General features: G+C 61.6%; 13 protein-coding genes. 3 read left to right on the top strand and 10 right to left on the bottom strand.

The genetic code is table 11. The features are described from left to right. Window positions 1–37: 37 nt before the first annotated feature. Window positions 38–2,542, bottom strand: coding sequence for a glycerol-3-phosphate 1-O-acyltransferase PlsB (gene plsB / locus GIW02_RS18665; protein WP_236411864.1), 2,505 nt, complete (start codon window positions 2,540–2,542; stop codon window positions 38–40). Window positions 2,543–2,734: 192 nt separating this feature from the next. Here plsB and GIW02_RS18660 point away from each other — a divergent pair, with 192 nt between their 5' ends. Further along, window positions 2,735–2,944 (top strand): cold-shock protein, encoded by a 210-nt coding sequence (locus GIW02_RS18660; RefSeq protein WP_032891681.1) that lies wholly within the window; start codon window positions 2,735–2,737, stop codon window positions 2,942–2,944. Between the two features lie 146 nt (window positions 2,945–3,090). On the opposite strand, the gene GIW02_RS18655 is transcribed toward GIW02_RS18660, so the two are convergent. From GIW02_RS18655 to GIW02_RS18640, 4 genes are all read right to left on the bottom strand, one after another. Then, a complete protein-coding gene (locus GIW02_RS18655; protein ID WP_078731861.1) occupies window positions 3,091–3,468 on the bottom strand; it encodes a hypothetical protein in 378 nt (125 codons plus the stop codon). Window positions 3,469–3,522: 54 nt separating this feature from the next. After that, complete coding sequence (locus GIW02_RS18650) at window positions 3,523–4,332, bottom strand: putative RNA methyltransferase (protein ID WP_236411865.1); 810 nt, start codon at window positions 4,330–4,332, stop codon at window positions 3,523–3,525. Further along, complete coding sequence (gene dapE, locus GIW02_RS18645; protein ID WP_177111036.1) at window positions 4,332–5,483, bottom strand: succinyl-diaminopimelate desuccinylase; 1,152 nt, start codon at window positions 5,481–5,483, stop codon at window positions 4,332–4,334. The genes GIW02_RS18650 and dapE overlap by 1 nt, the downstream gene beginning before the upstream one ends. A 247-nt stretch (window positions 5,484–5,730) precedes the next feature. Further along, entirely contained in the window at window positions 5,731–8,322 is a 2,592-nt protein-coding gene (locus tag GIW02_RS18640; protein WP_236411866.1) for a glycosyltransferase, read from the bottom strand. A gap of 217 nt (window positions 8,323–8,539) precedes the next feature. On the opposite strand from GIW02_RS18640, the gene tcdA reads away from it, so the two are divergent. Further along, a complete protein-coding gene (tcdA, locus tag GIW02_RS18635; RefSeq protein ID WP_456361671.1) occupies window positions 8,540–9,349 on the top strand; it encodes a tRNA cyclic N6-threonylcarbamoyladenosine(37) synthase TcdA in 810 nt (269 codons plus the stop codon). A gap of 67 nt (window positions 9,350–9,416) precedes the next feature. Here tcdA and GIW02_RS18630 read toward each other — a convergent pair whose 3' ends face one another. The 4 genes from GIW02_RS18630 to GIW02_RS18615 all read right to left on the bottom strand — a co-directional run bounded on the left by GIW02_RS18630 (window position 9,417) and on the right by GIW02_RS18615 (window position 12,502). Further along, window positions 9,417–9,860 (bottom strand): SufE family protein, encoded by a 444-nt coding sequence (locus tag GIW02_RS18630; RefSeq protein ID WP_236411868.1) that lies wholly within the window; start codon window positions 9,858–9,860, stop codon window positions 9,417–9,419. Beyond that, on the bottom strand, window positions 9,857–11,062 hold the full coding sequence (locus GIW02_RS18625; RefSeq protein WP_236411869.1) for a cysteine desulfurase: 1,206 nt from the start codon (window positions 11,060–11,062) through the stop codon (window positions 9,857–9,859). The genes GIW02_RS18630 and GIW02_RS18625 overlap by 4 nt, the downstream gene beginning before the upstream one ends. Before the next feature lie 64 nt (window positions 11,063–11,126). Continuing rightward, window positions 11,127–12,161, bottom strand: a complete 1,035-nt coding sequence (gene dapD / locus GIW02_RS18620) for a 2,3,4,5-tetrahydropyridine-2,6-dicarboxylate N-succinyltransferase (protein ID WP_236411870.1) — start codon at window positions 12,159–12,161, stop codon at window positions 11,127–11,129. A 32-nt stretch (window positions 12,162–12,193) separates the two neighbouring features. Beyond that, window positions 12,194–12,502, bottom strand: coding sequence for an arsenate reductase (locus GIW02_RS18615; protein WP_229999207.1), 309 nt, complete (start codon window positions 12,500–12,502; stop codon window positions 12,194–12,196). Between the two features lie 281 nt (window positions 12,503–12,783). On the opposite strand from GIW02_RS18615, the gene GIW02_RS18610 reads away from it, so the two are divergent. Continuing rightward, window positions 12,784–14,448 (top strand): Na+/H+ antiporter, encoded by a 1,665-nt coding sequence (locus GIW02_RS18610; RefSeq protein ID WP_236421976.1) that lies wholly within the window; start codon window positions 12,784–12,786, stop codon window positions 14,446–14,448. Window positions 14,449–14,463: 15 nt separating this feature from the next. Here GIW02_RS18610 and GIW02_RS18605 read toward each other — a convergent pair. After that, window positions 14,464–15,178: M12 family metallopeptidase (locus GIW02_RS18605; protein WP_236421975.1), on the bottom strand; the 715-nt coding region annotated here is incomplete at its 5' end.

Raw genomic sequence — 15,178 nt, 5'->3', positions numbered from 1 at the left:
TCAACGGCGCCGGCATCCAACCGGCGCCTGCTTAAATCTAGCGGCTTTCCTGAGGTTCGACAGGCGCTTCAGCCGCGCCATCGACACGGTGCAGGGCCACCTGGCGGATCGACAGGCGAATATCTGCCGGCAACACGCGCTTGGCCGCGCCTTCGGCCAGCTCGCCGAGCAGGTCGTGGTAGCTCAGCTTGCCGGCCTCATCGCGGCGCAGCACATCTTGCTCCAGCAACGTTTGGATAAAATGTCGGAAAAGGCTCTTATCGAAGAATTCTGGCGCGTTGAGGCCATGCAGGATCGACAGGCGCTGGGCCATGATCGTGCACAGGTCTTCCAGCTCTTCGGCGCTGATGCTGTTCTGGCCGCTGTTGAGCAGCAGCGAGATCGCCATGTAGAAGCGTTGCAGGGTCTGGGCGATGCTCTTGGACAGCAGCGTCAGCAGCACAAAGTGCCGCGAACTCGGCGCCGGGCGCAGGTACACGTTGTTCTCGAAGCGCAGCAGGCCCTGTTCGACAAAGGCCTCCAGCCACTGGTCGATCACGGCGTCCAGTTCCTCCAGCGACCAGCGGATAAACAGCTCCGATTGCAGGTACGGGTACAGGGCATGGGTGTAGCGCAGGATCTGCTCGCGGCTCATCCGCGAGCTGCTCTGGAAGAAGCTCGCCAGCAGCGCCGGCAGCGCGAAGATATGCAGCACGTTGTTGCGGTAGTAGGTCATCAGGACGGCGTTCTGCTCGTCCAGGTACACAATCTTGCCCAGGGCATCACTCTGCTCCGAGAGCAGGTCCATGTCCTTGACGTGCTTGATCAGCGCCAGGCCATCACCCTCGGGCAGGGTGGTGTGCGGCGAGTAAGGCACGCGGCGCAGCAGCGCCAGGTACAGGTCCAACTGACGGGCCATGGCCTGTTCGTCCAGGGCCAGGCGCGTGGTCGACAGCAATGCCAGGGCCACCAGGTTCACCGGGTTCACCGCCGCCGCTTCGTTCAAATGGCGCGCCACCTGCTCGCCGAGGCGGTGGGTGGTGTCGTGGAGCCAGTCCGGCTTGTAGTTCGGCCCCAGCTCCTGGGTGCGCCAGTCGGGTTGTTCGCTGTCGAGGAATTCGGCCAGTTTGATCGGTTCGCCGAAGTTGACTGCAACCTGGCCAAAGCGCTGCTTGAGCGCGCCGACCACTTTGAAAATATCGAAGATCGACTCTTTCTTCTTGCTCGCCCCGCGCAACTCGCCGAGGTAGGTGCGGCCTTCGAGCACACGCTCATAGCCGATATACACCGGCACGAACACGATTGGCATGCGCGAGGAGCGCAGGAAGCTGCGCAGGGTAATCGCGAGCATCCCGGTCTTCGGCTGCAGCATGCGCCCGGTACGCGAGCGCCCGCCTTCGACGAAGTACTCCACCGGGAAACCCTTGGTGAACAGGGTGTGCAGGTATTCGTTGAACACCGAGGTGTACAGCGGGTTGCCCTTGAAAGTGCGGCGCATGAAAAACGCACCGCCACGGCGCAGCAGGCTGCCGATCACCGGCATGTTCAGGTTGATCCCGGCGGCGATGTGCGGCGGGGTCAGGCCATTCTTGAACAGCAGGTAGGACAGCAGCAGGTAGTCGATATGGCTGCGGTGGCACGGCACGTAGATCACCTCGTAACACTGGGCAACCTTTTGCACACCTTCGATGTTATTGACCTTGATGCCGTCGTAGATCTTGTTCCAGAACCAGCTCAACACCACTTCCAAAAAGCGAATCGCGGTGTAGGTGTAGTCCGAGGCGATCTCATTGCCGTAGCGCAGCGCCTGGGCCTTGGCTTTTTCCGGGGCGATTTTTTCGCGCTCGGCTTCATCCAGGATGGCCTGGCGCACCAGCGGCATATTCACCAGGCCCTTCACCAGATTGCGCCGGTGCGACAGGTCGGGGCCGATGACCGCGGTCTTGAGGTTACGAAAGTGCACACGCAGGATGCGTTGAGCCATGCGCACAGTCCGTTCGTGACCTTTATTGTGCTCGATCAATTCACGCAGGTTGATTGGCGCAGAGAATTGCACACGGGTCTTGCGCCCCAGGATCAGGATGCTCAACAAGCGGCGCAGGCGCCCGGTAACGGCCCAGCTGTCGGCAAACAGCAGCTTCCAGGGGCTGGACTCGCTTGCCGGGGTTTGCCCCCAGAACACGCTGACCGGAATGATTTGTGCATTCTCTTCGGCGTGTTCGCTCAGGGTGTTGACCAGCCGGGTCAGGGTCGGCGGCGCGCCGCGCTTGTCCTGGCGGCCAAGCCAGTCCGGCTCGGGGGTGAGGTAGAAGAACGCCGCGGGTTCCATCAGCGGGCCCACCGATACCGGCAGCACCGGGCGCGGCAGGCCGGCCTTGGTGCACTCGGCATCGACCACCGCCAATTCACTGAGCGAGGGCGATTGCAGGACGTAGAACACCGGCCGGCTGCGGTCCAGGTTAAGGGTAAGGGACGACTGGTTGATCGTCTCCGAGCGGACCCAGAGGTACAACAGTCGGCGCAAGGTGCCAAACACTAGACGGCGGAACGGGGAGCGGGTCATAGGCGAGCTGCTTCAAGTGGAAAAAACCGAGCAGGCGCTCGGGCGGGTAGTGTGCCGTATTCGCCGAAAATCGGCAAAAAAGCAGCGATGTAAACTTGAGTTGATCGTTTTTGAGCCTGTCTTATACTCGGCAGTTCAACCGCTACGACTCAACAATAAACGTACTTATAAAAAGCATGTGGGAGTAAACAGATGGCAACGCGCGAAACCGGCAATGTGAAGTGGTTCAACGATGCAAAGGGTTATGGATTCATTCAGCGCGAAGACGGCAAGGATGTGTTTGTGCACTACCGCGCCATTCGCGGTGACGGCCACCGCTCGTTGGCCGAGGGCCAGCAGGTGGAATACGCCGTGGTGACCGGCGAGAAGGGGTTGCAGGCGGAGGATGTGGTGGGGTTGTAACACTCGATTTTTGCAACACCGCTGACCCCATGTGGGAGCGGGCTTGCTCGCGAATACGGTCTGTCAGTTGATACATCTGTTGACTGATCCACCGCATTCGCGAGCAAGCCCGCTCCCACATTTTGATTGGGTTCACAATCCAAGGGTTATGCAGTTTTCCAGGTGATCTGCTCTTCACCGTCTGCGCTGATGCGAATCCAGGTGTCGGCGCTTTCCTCACCTTCTTCCTCGACCCAGGTCCCCGGCGCGCAACGCACTTCAACGTTCAGCGCGGCAAACGCAGCGCGGGCGCAGGCGATGTCGTCGTCCCACGGCGTCTGGTCGCTTTCCAGGTACAGGCTGTTCCACTTGCCGACGGCTTTTGGCAGCCAGGTCACAGGCACGTTGCCGGCCTTGCACTTGTAGGTCTGGCCCTTCTGGACCCAGTCGGTGCACGGGCCCAGAGCGGCGCCCAGCCAGGCGGCGATGGCCTTGTAGTCGACGTCGGCGTCCTTGAGGTAAATCTCGATATCAGGTTGGCGCATGGATATTCCTCGTTGCGGGATTCGAAAATCCATTCGCGGATACTTAAAAGTCGGTTATTGAAGCACGAAATAATCGTAGCGCATCGACACAGTGACCTGCAGCGGCTCGGCGGCCTCGATCACTTGCGCGCGGCGCTCGGCACTGGCACGCCAGCCGTGTGGCGTCATCGCCAGCAGGTTGGCGCGGTCCTGGGGCTCGGCGAGGCTCAGGGTGAATTCCAGGGTTTCGCTGTGCGCAAGGCTCATGCCGTCCGGCACCAGGGCCAGATGCTTGTCGTCGGTGTACTCGCGCACTTCGTCGTACAAACGCTCGCGCAACTCCATCAGATGGCCACTGGTAGGTCCGACTTTCATCAAGCCGCCGCCAGGGCTGAGCAGGCGTTTGGCTTCGTCCCAATCCAATGGGCTGAAAACGCTCGCGAGAAATTGGCAACTGCCCGACGCCAACGGTACACGGGCCATGCTGGCGATCAACCAGCTGACGGCCGGGTTGCGCTTGCACGCACGCTTGACGGCCTCCTTGGAGATATCCAGGGCGTAGCCGTCGGCGTGGGGCAGGGCGTCGGCGATTTGCGCGGTGTAGTAGCCCTCGCCACAGCCGATGTCCACCCAGCGTTGGGGCGCGCGCTCGGCGGCCAGTTCGGCCAGGCGCTTGGCCACTGGGGCGTAGTGCCCGGCATTGAGGAAGTCACGGCGCGCCTCGACCATGGCGAGGTTATCGCCAGGGTCGCGGCTGTTTTTGTGCTGCACCGGCAACAGGTTCAGGTAACCCTGGCGCGCGCGGTCGAAACGGTGCCCGGCCGGGCACGCCACGCCATTGTCCACCGCATGGAGCGGGGCGCTGCAAAGGGGGCAGGCGAGCATCAGGCGAGCAACTTGATCAGGGTCTGGTAGTAGATTTCGGTCAGCACATCGAGGTCGCTCGCCAGGATGCGCTCGTTGACCTGGTGGATCGTTGCGTTGACCGGGCCCAGCTCGACCACTTGGGTGCCGAGGGTGGCGATGAAACGTCCATCGGAGGTGCCACCGCTGGTGGATGCCTGGGTCTCGCGCCCGGTGATCGCCTTGATGCTCGCCGACACTGCATCGAGCAACGCGCCCGGTTCGGTGAGGAACGGCAGGCCCGACAGCGCCCACTCCACGTGCCAGTCCAGGCCGTGCTTGTCGAGGATCGCCGCGACGCGCTGTTGCAGGCCTTCGACGGTGGACTCGGTGGAAAAACGGAAGTTGAACACCGCCGTCAGGTCGCCGGGGATCACGTTGGTGGCGCCGGTGCCCGAGTTGAGGTTGGAAATCTGGAAGCTGGTCGGCGGGAAGAAGGTGTTGCCGTCATCCCAGTGCTCGGCGGCCAGTTCGGCCAGGGCCGGGGCGGCGAGGTGAATCGGGTTCTTCGCCAGGTGCGGGTAGGCCACGTGGCCTTGCACGCCGCGCACGGTCAGGGTGGCGCCGAGGGAGCCGCGACGGCCATTCTTGACCACGTCGCCGACCAGGGTGGTGCTTGACGGTTCGCCGACGATGCACCAGTCCAGGCGTTCCTTGCGGGCGGCCAGGCGTTCGATCACGGCCTTGGTGCCATGGTGCGCCGGGCCTTCTTCATCGCTGGTGATCAGGAAGGCGACCGAGCCCTTGTGGTCCGGGTAGTCGGCGACAAAACGCTCCGAGGCGACCAGCATCGCGGCCAGGCTGCCTTTCATGTCGGCGGCGCCACGCCCGCAGAGCATGCCGTTTTCGTCGATCAGCGCGTCGAACGGGTCGTTCTGCCAGGCCTGTACCGGGCCGGTCGGCACCACGTCGGTGTGGCCGGCAAAGCACAGCACCGGGCCATCGTGTTTGCCATGGGTGGCCCAGAAGTTGTCGACATCTTCGATTCGCATCGGCTCCAGCGCAAAACCGGCGTCGCCCAGGCGCTGCATCATCAGCTTCTGGCAGTCGGCATCGATCGGCGTCACCGAGGGGCGACGGATCAGGTCGATGGCAAGTTGAAGGGTCGGCGAGAGGTCGGCATGGGCCGTCATGGGAAAACTCCGGGAAGCGTGTAATGGGCGCTGGACGAATGTGCTGAAACGGCGCAGATCCAATGTGGAAGAGGGCTTGCTCCCGATTGCAGTGGGTCAGCCAACATGAATGTCACTGACTTGCCGCCATCGGGAGCAAGCCCCCTCCCACCTAAGGCAATTGGCGCTTGCCTGATCCAACAAAACGGCCGTTATCTTATAGCAAAACGGCGGCCAGAGGCCGCCGTTTAGTGCATTGCGCAAGTTTTTACGCGGCCGGCGCGGGTTCCGGCGCCGGCGCTGGTTTAGGCAGCGACGACAGGAACGCCATGATCAGCGCCGCCACGTACGGCAGCGATTGCACCAACAGCATCACCACCCAGAAGCGCATGTCATTGCTCGGCAGGCCTTGCACCAGGTAGATCCCCAGCGCTGCGCCCCACAACAGCAGCATGATGAACATTTCTTCGCGGGCTTCGGAAATCGCTACCCAGAAGCCGTGGTTATCCGCGTTTTTCGGTGTACGAAAGAACGGAATACTGGTGGTGAAGAAGCCATACAGCACCGCCTTGGCGATGGTGTGGGACAACGCCAGCCCAGCCAGGGCCGCGCAGAACGCGTCCTTGAGGTTCACACCCACGGCACGGCGGTACAAGAAGATGATCTTGCCCACCTTGAACACGAACAACGCCAACGGCGGGATCGCGAAAATCAGCAGCGGCGGGTCGACCCGGGTCGGCACGATGATCATCGCCGCCGACCACAACAGCGCGCCGACGGTGAAGAAAATGTTCATGCCATCGGCCACCCACGGCAACCAGCCCGCGAGGAAGTGGTAGCGCTGGCCACGGGTCAGCTCGGTGCCCTTGCCGCGCAAGAGGCTTGCGGTATGACGCTTGATGATCTGTATCGCACCATAAGCCCAGCGGAAACGCTGTTTCTTGAAGTCGATAAAGGTATCCGGCATCAGGCCTTTGCCGTAGCTGTCGTGGTAATACGCCGCCGACAGGCCTTTCTCGAACACGCGCAGGCCCAATTCGGCATCTTCACAGATACACCAGTCGGCCCAGCCGAGTTCTTCGAGCACCGAACGACGGGTCATGGTCATGGTGCCGTGCTGGATGATCGCGTCACGGTCGTTGCGGGTGACCATGCCGATATGGAAGAAGCCTTTGTATTCCGCGTAGCAAAGCTTCTTGAAGGTGCTTTCGTTCTGGTCGCGGTAATCCTGCGGCGATTGCACCACGGCGATTTTCGGGTCGGCGAAGTGCGGCACCATGTGCTTGAGCCAATTGGGCGATACGCAGTAGTCCGAGTCGATCACCGCGATCACCTCGGCGTCCTTGGCCGTGTGCGGGATCAGGTAGTTCAGCGCGCCGCCCTTGAAACCAGCCAGGGGCGCGACGTGGAAGAACTTGAAGCGCGGGCCGAGGGTTTCGCAGTAGTCGCGCACCGGCTCCCAGACGGCCGGGTCCTTGGTGTTGTTGTCGATGATCAGGACTTCGTAGTCCGGGTAATCGAGGGCGGCCAGGGCGTCGAGGGTCTGTTTGACCATGTCCGGCGGCTCGTTGTAGCAGGGCACATGGATCGACACTTTCGGGCGGTAGTCCGAATCCCCTTCAACCGGCAGGAATTCGCGCCTGCGCTTGTGGGTCCAGACCGCTTCGGCCAATTCGTGCGCTTCGGTCAGCAACACGATAAACACACCGAGCGCGCCGAGTGCCAGCAGGAAACCTACCGTCAGGCTGAACCAGGTGCTGTATTGCTGGCTGTAGTCGTAGCCGATCCACACCAGCACCGAACCGCAAAGGAACGCGATAAAGGTCAGGAAGGTGCGGCCACGTTGACGCAACGCGGAGCCGTCGATCATCAGCAAGGTCAGGGACAGCAGCGCAAGCACCACCGAGCCGATCGCCAGCACGCGCCATTGCGGAATCGCGACCACCGGGCCTTCGAAGTTGAATTTTTGCTGGCGCGCACCGTTGAACACACCCCAGTAAGCGCCGGCCGAGCCTTCGTCGCTGACCTTCCACGGCTGGTCGAACGCCTCGATCACGAAGTAGTTGTAGCCCTGACGGTTCAGCTTGTTTACCAGCGTGCGCAGGTAAATCGCTTGATCCGCCGGCGATGTTTCATTGCCCCCGCGCATGCGTCCGTTGCTCGGCCAGCCAACTTCCGACAGCAGCAGCGGCTTTTTCGGGAACAGTTTCTTCAGATCCTTGGCGCGGTCGAGTACGTACTGGCCGGCCTTATCCATCGGAATATATTCCCAGAACGGCAGGATGTGCGCGGCGATCAGGTCGACGTGCTTGGCCAGTTGCGGGTTCTTTTCCCAGATGTCCCATTGCTCGGATGTGGTGACCGGCACTTTTACGGCAGCGCGCACCCGGTCCAGCAGCACGATCAGTGCTTCAGGAGTGATGTCCTTACGGAACACGGCTTCGTTCCCCACCACCACCCGCACCACACTGCGCGAGTTGTTGGCGATCTCGATGGCGCGCTGGATTTCACGTTCGTTGCGCTCCAGGTCCGGGCTGATCCAGATCCCCAGGGTCACCCGCAGGCCAAACTCTTCGGCCAGCTTGGGAATATCGCCCAACGTGCCGTCGACCGAGTAGGTACGAATGTTGTCCGTCAGCTTGCTCATGATCGCCAGGTCCTGGCGCATCTGTTCGTCAGTCGGGAACTGGTTTTTCTGTGGGAACTGACCCTGCTGGAACGGCGAGTAGGAAAAACCGGAGATCTGCTCAGGCCAGTTAGGGGTGGTGACCGGGCGATTGATCAGCGCCCAGAAGCCGGTGAACAGCGCGGCGATTGCCAGCACCACCACCAGGTTGAGTCCAAATTTACGCGATGACATGGCTATTTCGGGTTCCAAAGGGTGTGGAACGAAAAGAGGTGTCGGCCTACGCCGAACGGCGCGCATCCTACACCGGCCTTTCCCCGAGCGTACAGCAGACAGAGAAAAGCCGGACGTTAGTCAGCGAAAGACCATCTAAGTTCTTTACTTGTAGCTGGAAGCTTCGAACTTGTCGCGTGTGGCCCTATAATGCGCGCCGGTTTTTGGGGTAATGGTCATGAGCACAGAAGATCCGCGGTTTGCAGGCGTCGCCCGCTTGTATGGCATTGAGGGGCTGGAACGCTTGAAAGCCGCCCATGTGGCGATCGTCGGCGTCGGCGGCGTAGGCTCGTGGGCGGCGGAAGCCATCGCCCGGTGCGGGGTGGGGGAGATCTCACTGTTTGACCTGGACGATGTCTGCGTCAGCAACAGCAACCGCCAGTTGCACGCCCTGGACACTACCGTGGGCAAACCCAAGGTCGAGGTGATGGCCGAGCGCCTGCGCGGTATCAACCCGGATTGCACGGTGCACGCGGTGGCAGACTTCGTGACCCGTGACACCATGGCCGACTACATCACGCCCAACATCGACTGCGTGATCGACTGCATCGACGCCGTTAACGCCAAGGCCGCGCTGATCGCCTGGTGCAAGCGCCGCAAGATCCAGATCATCACCACCGGTGGCGCCGGCGGGCAGATCGACCCCACGCTGATCCAGGTCTGCGACCTGAACCGCACCTTCAACGACCCGCTGGCCTCGAAAGTGCGCTCCACCTTGCGCCGCGATTACGGTTTCTCGCGCACGGTGACCCGTCATTACAGCGTGCCGTGCGTGTTTTCCACCGAGCAACTGCGCTATCCCAAGCCGGACGGCAGCATCTGTTTGCAGAAGAGTTTTGTGGGGGATGGGGTCAAGCTTGACTGCGCCGGTGGGTTTGGCGCGGTGATGATGGTCACGGCCTCCTTTGGCATGGTGGCGGCGACCAAGGCGGTGGACAAGATTGTGGCTGGGGTGCGCAGACCTTCCGAGCGGATCAAACCCGCCTAGATCTCACTGCTGAACATAGATCCAAATGTGGGAGGGGGCTTGCCCCCAATTGCGCTGTGTCAGTCAGCTAATCTGTTGATGATCCACCGCCATCGGGAGCAAGCCCCCTTCCACATAGGTCTTGCATGCGTTGCAAGACTGCATTCAGGCCGTTGCTGCGCGACGGTGACAGCTGGCGGGAAAGCCCCAGTTGAGCAAACCAGTCGGGCAAGTCAACCGCCTGCAACTCAGTCGCCGACAACCCATTGACCCGCGCCAGCAGCAACGCCACCAGCCCGCGAATCATCCGCGCATCGCTGCTCGCGGCAAACTGCCAGTGGCCGTTCTGCAAACGTCCCACCAACCACACCAGGCTTTCGCAGCCGTGCACCAGGTTGGCGTCGACTTTTTCGTCATCCGCCAATGCCGGCAGGCGCTCGCCCCATTGCATCAACATTCGCGCGCGCTGCTCCCAGCTGCCGACGGCCTGGAACGCTTGCAACGCGGCGGCGGCATCCGGTGGCAGGCTCATCGCAACATATCCAGGGCCTGGTCCAGCGCTTCAAAGAAGCGCTCCAGGTCGTCTGAATCGTTGTACAGCGCAAGGGACACGCGGATTGCCCCCGACAAATGCATCGATTTGAGCAGCGGCATCGCGCAATGATGGCCTGCACGCACGGCAATACCTTGCTCGGTCAGCAGGTGGGCGAGGTCGGCGTTATGCACGCCCTCGACGACAAAACTGACCAGCGCCACCTGCGGCGAGCCCAATACGCGCACGCCGTTGCGCGCGTTCAGCCCGCGCAGCAGGTAATCGTGCAGCGCGGCTTCGTGGGCGATCACGGCGCTTTGATCCAGCGAACTCAGGTAGTCCAGGCTGGCACCCAGGCCAATCACGCTGGCGATCGGCGGCGTGCCCGCCTCGAAACCCAGTGGCGCGGGGCGAAAGCTGGCGCTGTGGTAATCCGCCTGTTGCACCATTTCGCCGCCAAACTGCCAGTGGCGCAGGTGGTGCAGCGCCTGGTCGCGCCCGAACAGCACGCCAACGCCGTCCGGGCCATAGAGTTTGTGGCTGGAAAAAACATAAAAATCACAGCCCAGCGCCTGCACGTCGTGGCGGCCGTGGACGATGCCCTGGGCGCCATCGACCACGGTCAACGCGCCGTGTGGCCGGGCCAGCGCCAGCAGTGCCTCGAGCGGCTGCCAGGTGCCGAGCACGTTGGACAACTGGCTCACCGCCAGCAGGCGTGTGCGCGGGCCGATCAGCTCGGCGGCGGCGTGCAGGTCGATCACGCCGTCAGCGTTCAGCGGCACGACCACCAGCGTGGCGGCGCGACGTTTGGCCAGTTGCTGCCAGGGCAGCAGGTTGGCGTGGTGTTCCAGGGCGCTGATGACAATTTCATCGCCCGCATTGAATAAGTGCTCAAGGCCATAGGCCAAGAGGTTCAGCGCAGAGGTCGCGCCGTGGGTAAATACGATTTGCCCGCTGTCACCTGCATTCAACCACTGCGCGACCTTGCTGCGACTGTCCTCAAAGGCCTGGGTCGCATGGGCGCCCGGCAAATGCTGCGCACGGTGCACGTTGGCGGCGCCATTGGCGTAGTAATGGCCGATCGCATCGAGCAGGGCTTGAGGTTTTTGCGTGGTGGCGGCGTTGTCCAGGTAGGTCTGGTCTTGCCGTTGCAGGGTGGCGATGGCCGGGAAATCGGCGCGCCAGGGGGAGGGCACAAGCATGGTAATCAAGACTCGTATAAGCGAGCCCCGTATGTGGGGCCCGCTAGTGGCATCGAGTGGCTGCTTAGTTGTGAGCGTGCAGCGCTTCGTTCAGTTCGATGGCCGATTTGTGGGTTTTGCACTCCACGGCACCGGTTTCGGAGTTACGGCGGAACAGCAGGTCCGGCTGGCCGGCCAGTTCACGTGCCTTGACCACTTTGACCAATTGGTTTTTCTCGTCCAGCAGGGCAACCTTGGTCCCGGCAGTGACGTACAGGCCCGACTCCACGGTGTTGCGGTCGCCCAACGGGATACCGATACCGGCGTTGGCGCCGATCAGGCAGCCTTCGCCGACCTTGATCACGATGTTGCCGCCGCCCGACAGGGTGCCCATGGTGGAGCAACCGCCGCCCAGGTCCGAACCTTTGCCGACGAACACGCCAGCCGACACGCGGCCTTCGATCATGCCCGGGCCTTCGGTACCAGCGTTGAAGTTGACGAAACCTTCGTGCATCACGGTAGTGCCTTCGCCCACGTAGGCACCCAGGCGGATGCGCGCGGCGTCAGCGATGCGCACGCCCGTCGGGACCACGTAGTCGGTCATTTTCGGGAACTTGTCTACCGAGAACACTTCCAGCAGCTCGCCACGCAGGCGTGCTTCCAGTTGGCGTTCGGCGAGTTCATTGATGTCGATCGCGCCCTGGCTGGTCCACGCTACGTTCGGCAGTTGCGGGAATACACCGGCCAGGCTCAGGCCGTGCGGCTTGACCAGACGATGGGAGAGCAGGTGCAGCTTGAGGTAGGCCTCAGGCGTGGAGGTCAGTGCGGCGTCTTCGGCCAGCAGGGTGGCGACCAGCGGGGTGTGGCTTTCAGCCAGGCGGCTGAGCAGCGCGGCTTGGGCAGCGTCGACGCCTTTGAGCGCGTCGGCCAGTTGCAGGGCCTGGGTCACGGTGAAGGTGATCGCCTGGTTGCCTTCGCTGTAGCCGAGGATCGGCGCGATGGCCGCGACGATTTCAGCCGACGGGTTGAGCAGCGGTTGTGCGTAAAACACTTCCAGCCAAGCACCTTGGCGGTTCTGAGTGCCGACGCCGAAGCCCAGGCTGAACAGGGAATTGGACATGCTGTTACCTCTACAAAAATGGAATGGCTGGCCTACTTGAGGGCCGCCGAATAACTATCTGGCTTGAAGCCAATCAGGGTTCTGTCACCGAGATCAAGCACCGGGCGCTTGATCATCGAAGGTTGTGCGAGCATCAATTCAATGGCTTTCGACTGATCGAGATCGGCTTTGCGTTCGTCTTCGAGTTTGCGAAAGGTGGTGCCCGCACGGTTCAAAACCACCTGCCAACCGTGCTCATTGCACCATTGGGTCAAGTGTTCGCGGTCGATACCGGCCGTTTTGTAGTCGTGGAACTCATAGCTCACGCCGTGCTCATCGAGCCAGGTGCGCGCCTTTTTCATGGTGTCGCAGGCTTTGATGCCGAAAAGGTGCAACGTTTTGCTTGAAGCGGTCAAGGAATTGCCCCCTTTTGGATGAATAGGAAATGAAAGGTCACGGATTATGCCACGACCAGCGGGTTTGGGTGCCGCCCGTCAGCACCGTGCGACTTTTGTGCAAACGCCAGCGGGTAACATAGCCGAGTAACATAGCCGGGTAACATAGCCGGGTAATATGGCACTTCAACGGGCAGTTGTTGCCTGATGTGTGTCGTTGCAAGTCGATTGTCCGGGAACCCCGCGTTATGCAAACCGCCTACACCGTTCTTATCCTGCTGATGCTGGTCAGCGTTTCGCGTCTTGTCGGGCGTGTCATCCCCCTGCCGTTACCCCTGGTGCAGATCGCCGCCGGTGCCTTGCTGGCCTGGCCGACCCTGGGGCTGCACGTGGCGTTGGACCCGGAGCTGTTCCTGTTTCTGTTTCTGCCGCCGCTGCTGTTCTCCGATGGCTGGCGCATGCCCAAGCGTGAGTTGTGGCGCCTGCGCGGGCCCATCCTGACGCTGGCCGTGGGGCTGGTGCTGTTCACCGTAGTCGGCGCCGGTTACTTCATCCATTGGTTATTGCCGACGATCCCGCTGCCGGTGGCCTTCGCCCTGGCGGCTGTTTTATCACCGACGGACGCGGTGGCGGTGTCGGCCATTTCGCAGAATCGTCTGCCAACGCCGCTGATGCATATGCTCCAGGGCGAAGCCTTGATGAACGATGCCTCGGGCCTGGTGACCTTCAAGTTTGCCTTGGCGGCGGCGTTGACCGGAGTGTTTTCCCTGGCGGATGCCAGCCTGACTTTTGTGCTGGTAGCCGTGGGCGGGCTGGCGGTTGGTGTGGCGTTGAGTTGGTTGGTGGGGCGCCTGCGCGCCTGGATGATCGCGCGGGGCTGGGACGACCCGGCGACGCACGTGGTGTTCATGTTGCTGCTGCCGTTCGCCGCGTATGTGCTGGCTGAACGCTTGGGCGCATCGGGGATTTTGTCGGCGGTTGCGGCGGGCATGATGCAAAGCTGGCTCGATTTGCTGCCACGCCAGACCAGCACGCGCTTGCTCAATCGCAGTGTCTGGTCGCTGTTGGAGTTTGCTTTCAACGGTCTGATCTTCCTGCTGCTGGGCCTGCAACTACCGGACATCATCAAGGCCGTGGTCAGCCATGAGCCGACGCTGTGGCCTACCTTGTTGTATCGCTGCCTGGACGTGATTGCGATTTTTCTGGTGCTGGTGGTGTTGCGCTTTATCTGGGTGCAAAGCATCTGGCGTCTCTCGGGCCTGTTGCGGCGGTTGCGTGGCAAGAGCGAGCTGACCCTGGTGCCAACCGCACGCTCCTGCTGGTTATTGACCGTCGGCGGGGTGCGCGGGGCGGTGACGCTGGCGGGTGTGATGTCGGTGCCCTTGTTGCTGGCGCCTGGCCAGGATTTTCCCGAACGCGACCTGCTGATCTTCATCGCCGCCGGGGTGATTCTGCTGTCACTGGTTGCCGCGTGCATCGCGCTGCCCCTGCTGTTGCGTGGTATCGAAAAGAGCCCGGATGAAAAGCGTCACAACGAAGTCCGTGAGGCGTGGAAAAAGACCGCTGTGGCCGCCATCCATGCCCTTGAAACCGAGGAACCGGCAGAGGTCGAAACCCCGGACGCCGCCCAGGCCGCACTGGCGGCTGAGCTAAAGGCGCGCTTGATGTCGGAGTATCGGCACCAGTTGGACGTGTTCAACGACTCGGCCGAAGCCCAGGCGCTGGCGCAGCAGATGGACCTGCTTGAGCGCAAGCTGCGGCTCAAGGCCCTGCGCGCGCAACGCTTGGAGTTGTATAGCTTGAGCCGCCATCACCAGATTGGTGATGACGTGTTGAGGGAAGTGTTGGCGGAGTTGGATATGAGTGAGGCGAACCTGGGCGTCGGCGCCGCGCGCTCCTCTGCTGCCAAATAGCCCGCGGTGGTTGGGTTATTGCGCTGGAGTGGGTTCGGTGCCTTGAAAGCGCCCCGGTGTGTACAGCGTGCGGATGATTTCTTTGTCACCTTTTGACAGCGTGTAGTTTTCCGGGACCCCTCTTGCATCTTTTGTGAGGTCCGGATCAATCATGTAATGCATGACGGATTTCGGGTCGTAGTTTTTGACCAGCAGTTGGCTGCCGGTAGGAAGCGCAAAAAAGTTATTGTAAATGACCCCTCTATCGACGCCCGGGCCCTCGTAGCCCTTATAGATGAAGCCTTTCTTCCAATTTATGTCGTTTTCTGGATGCTGATGTTCATGTGTCAGGCCCAGGGCATGACCGAATTCGTGCAACACGGTTTGACGAAACTCTTTCGAGTCTTCGTTTCTGTCCACATGCAGGGTAGGGACATGCAGAGGCACTTTTTTAGCCGCAGTGCCGACTGAGGACCAATTACCCTGACGCTCTGCGCTGTCGGATATTCGGATATCGCCCTTTTTGCCACTGACAATCTGAAGTCGAAGCCCGGGTATGTGATGGGCCCATTCCGTGATCGCATCCAGTACCAGTGCTGTGCTTTTGCGATCGGCCAGGTCCAGTGCAACAGTAAGTTCGCCGTCTGGCCAGCGACGGCTGGTATCTGCAATGCCTCTTTTTTCTCGCGCGACAGGTTCGGGCGCAGATGTTTCGCTATTGAAGAGGGGCGGGTACGAGGGGGGCGTTGCA

This window comes from Pseudomonas syringae (assembly GCF_021606685.1).
In the GTDB taxonomy this organism is placed as follows: Bacteria; Pseudomonadota; Gammaproteobacteria; order Pseudomonadales; family Pseudomonadaceae; genus Aquipseudomonas; species Aquipseudomonas syringae_R.
This window is presented reverse-complemented; position numbering and strand designations above follow the sequence as displayed.

Bases quoted from the DNA above. Each gene is read 5' to 3' on its own strand.
- plsB (WP_236411864.1), bottom strand. From the start codon at position 2,542: ATGACCCGCTCCCCGTTCCGCCGTCTAGTGTTTGGCACCTTGCGCCGA.
- GIW02_RS18660 (WP_032891681.1), top strand. From the start codon at position 2,735: ATGGCAACGCGCGAAACCGGCAATGTGAAGTGGTTCAACGATGCAAAG.
- GIW02_RS18655 (WP_078731861.1), bottom strand. From the start codon at position 3,468: ATGCGCCAACCTGATATCGAGATTTACCTCAAGGACGCCGACGTCGAC.
- GIW02_RS18650 (WP_236411865.1), bottom strand. From the start codon at position 4,332: ATGCTCGCCTGCCCCCTTTGCAGCGCCCCGCTCCATGCGGTGGACAAT.
- dapE (WP_177111036.1), bottom strand. From the start codon at position 5,483: ATGACGGCCCATGCCGACCTCTCGCCGACCCTTCAACTTGCCATCGAC.
- GIW02_RS18640 (WP_236411866.1), bottom strand. From the start codon at position 8,322: ATGTCATCGCGTAAATTTGGACTCAACCTGGTGGTGGTGCTGGCAATC.
- tcdA (WP_456361671.1), top strand. From the start codon at position 8,540: ATGAGCACAGAAGATCCGCGGTTTGCAGGCGTCGCCCGCTTGTATGGC.
- GIW02_RS18630 (WP_236411868.1), bottom strand. From the start codon at position 9,860: ATGAGCCTGCCACCGGATGCCGCCGCCGCGTTGCAAGCGTTCCAGGCC.
- GIW02_RS18625 (WP_236411869.1), bottom strand. From the start codon at position 11,062: ATGCTTGTGCCCTCCCCCTGGCGCGCCGATTTCCCGGCCATCGCCACC.
- dapD (WP_236411870.1), bottom strand. From the start codon at position 12,161: ATGTCCAATTCCCTGTTCAGCCTGGGCTTCGGCGTCGGCACTCAGAAC.
- GIW02_RS18615 (WP_229999207.1), bottom strand. From the start codon at position 12,502: ATGAAAAAGGCGCGCACCTGGCTCGATGAGCACGGCGTGAGCTATGAG.
- GIW02_RS18610 (WP_236421976.1), top strand. From the start codon at position 12,784: ATGCAAACCGCCTACACCGTTCTTATCCTGCTGATGCTGGTCAGCGTT.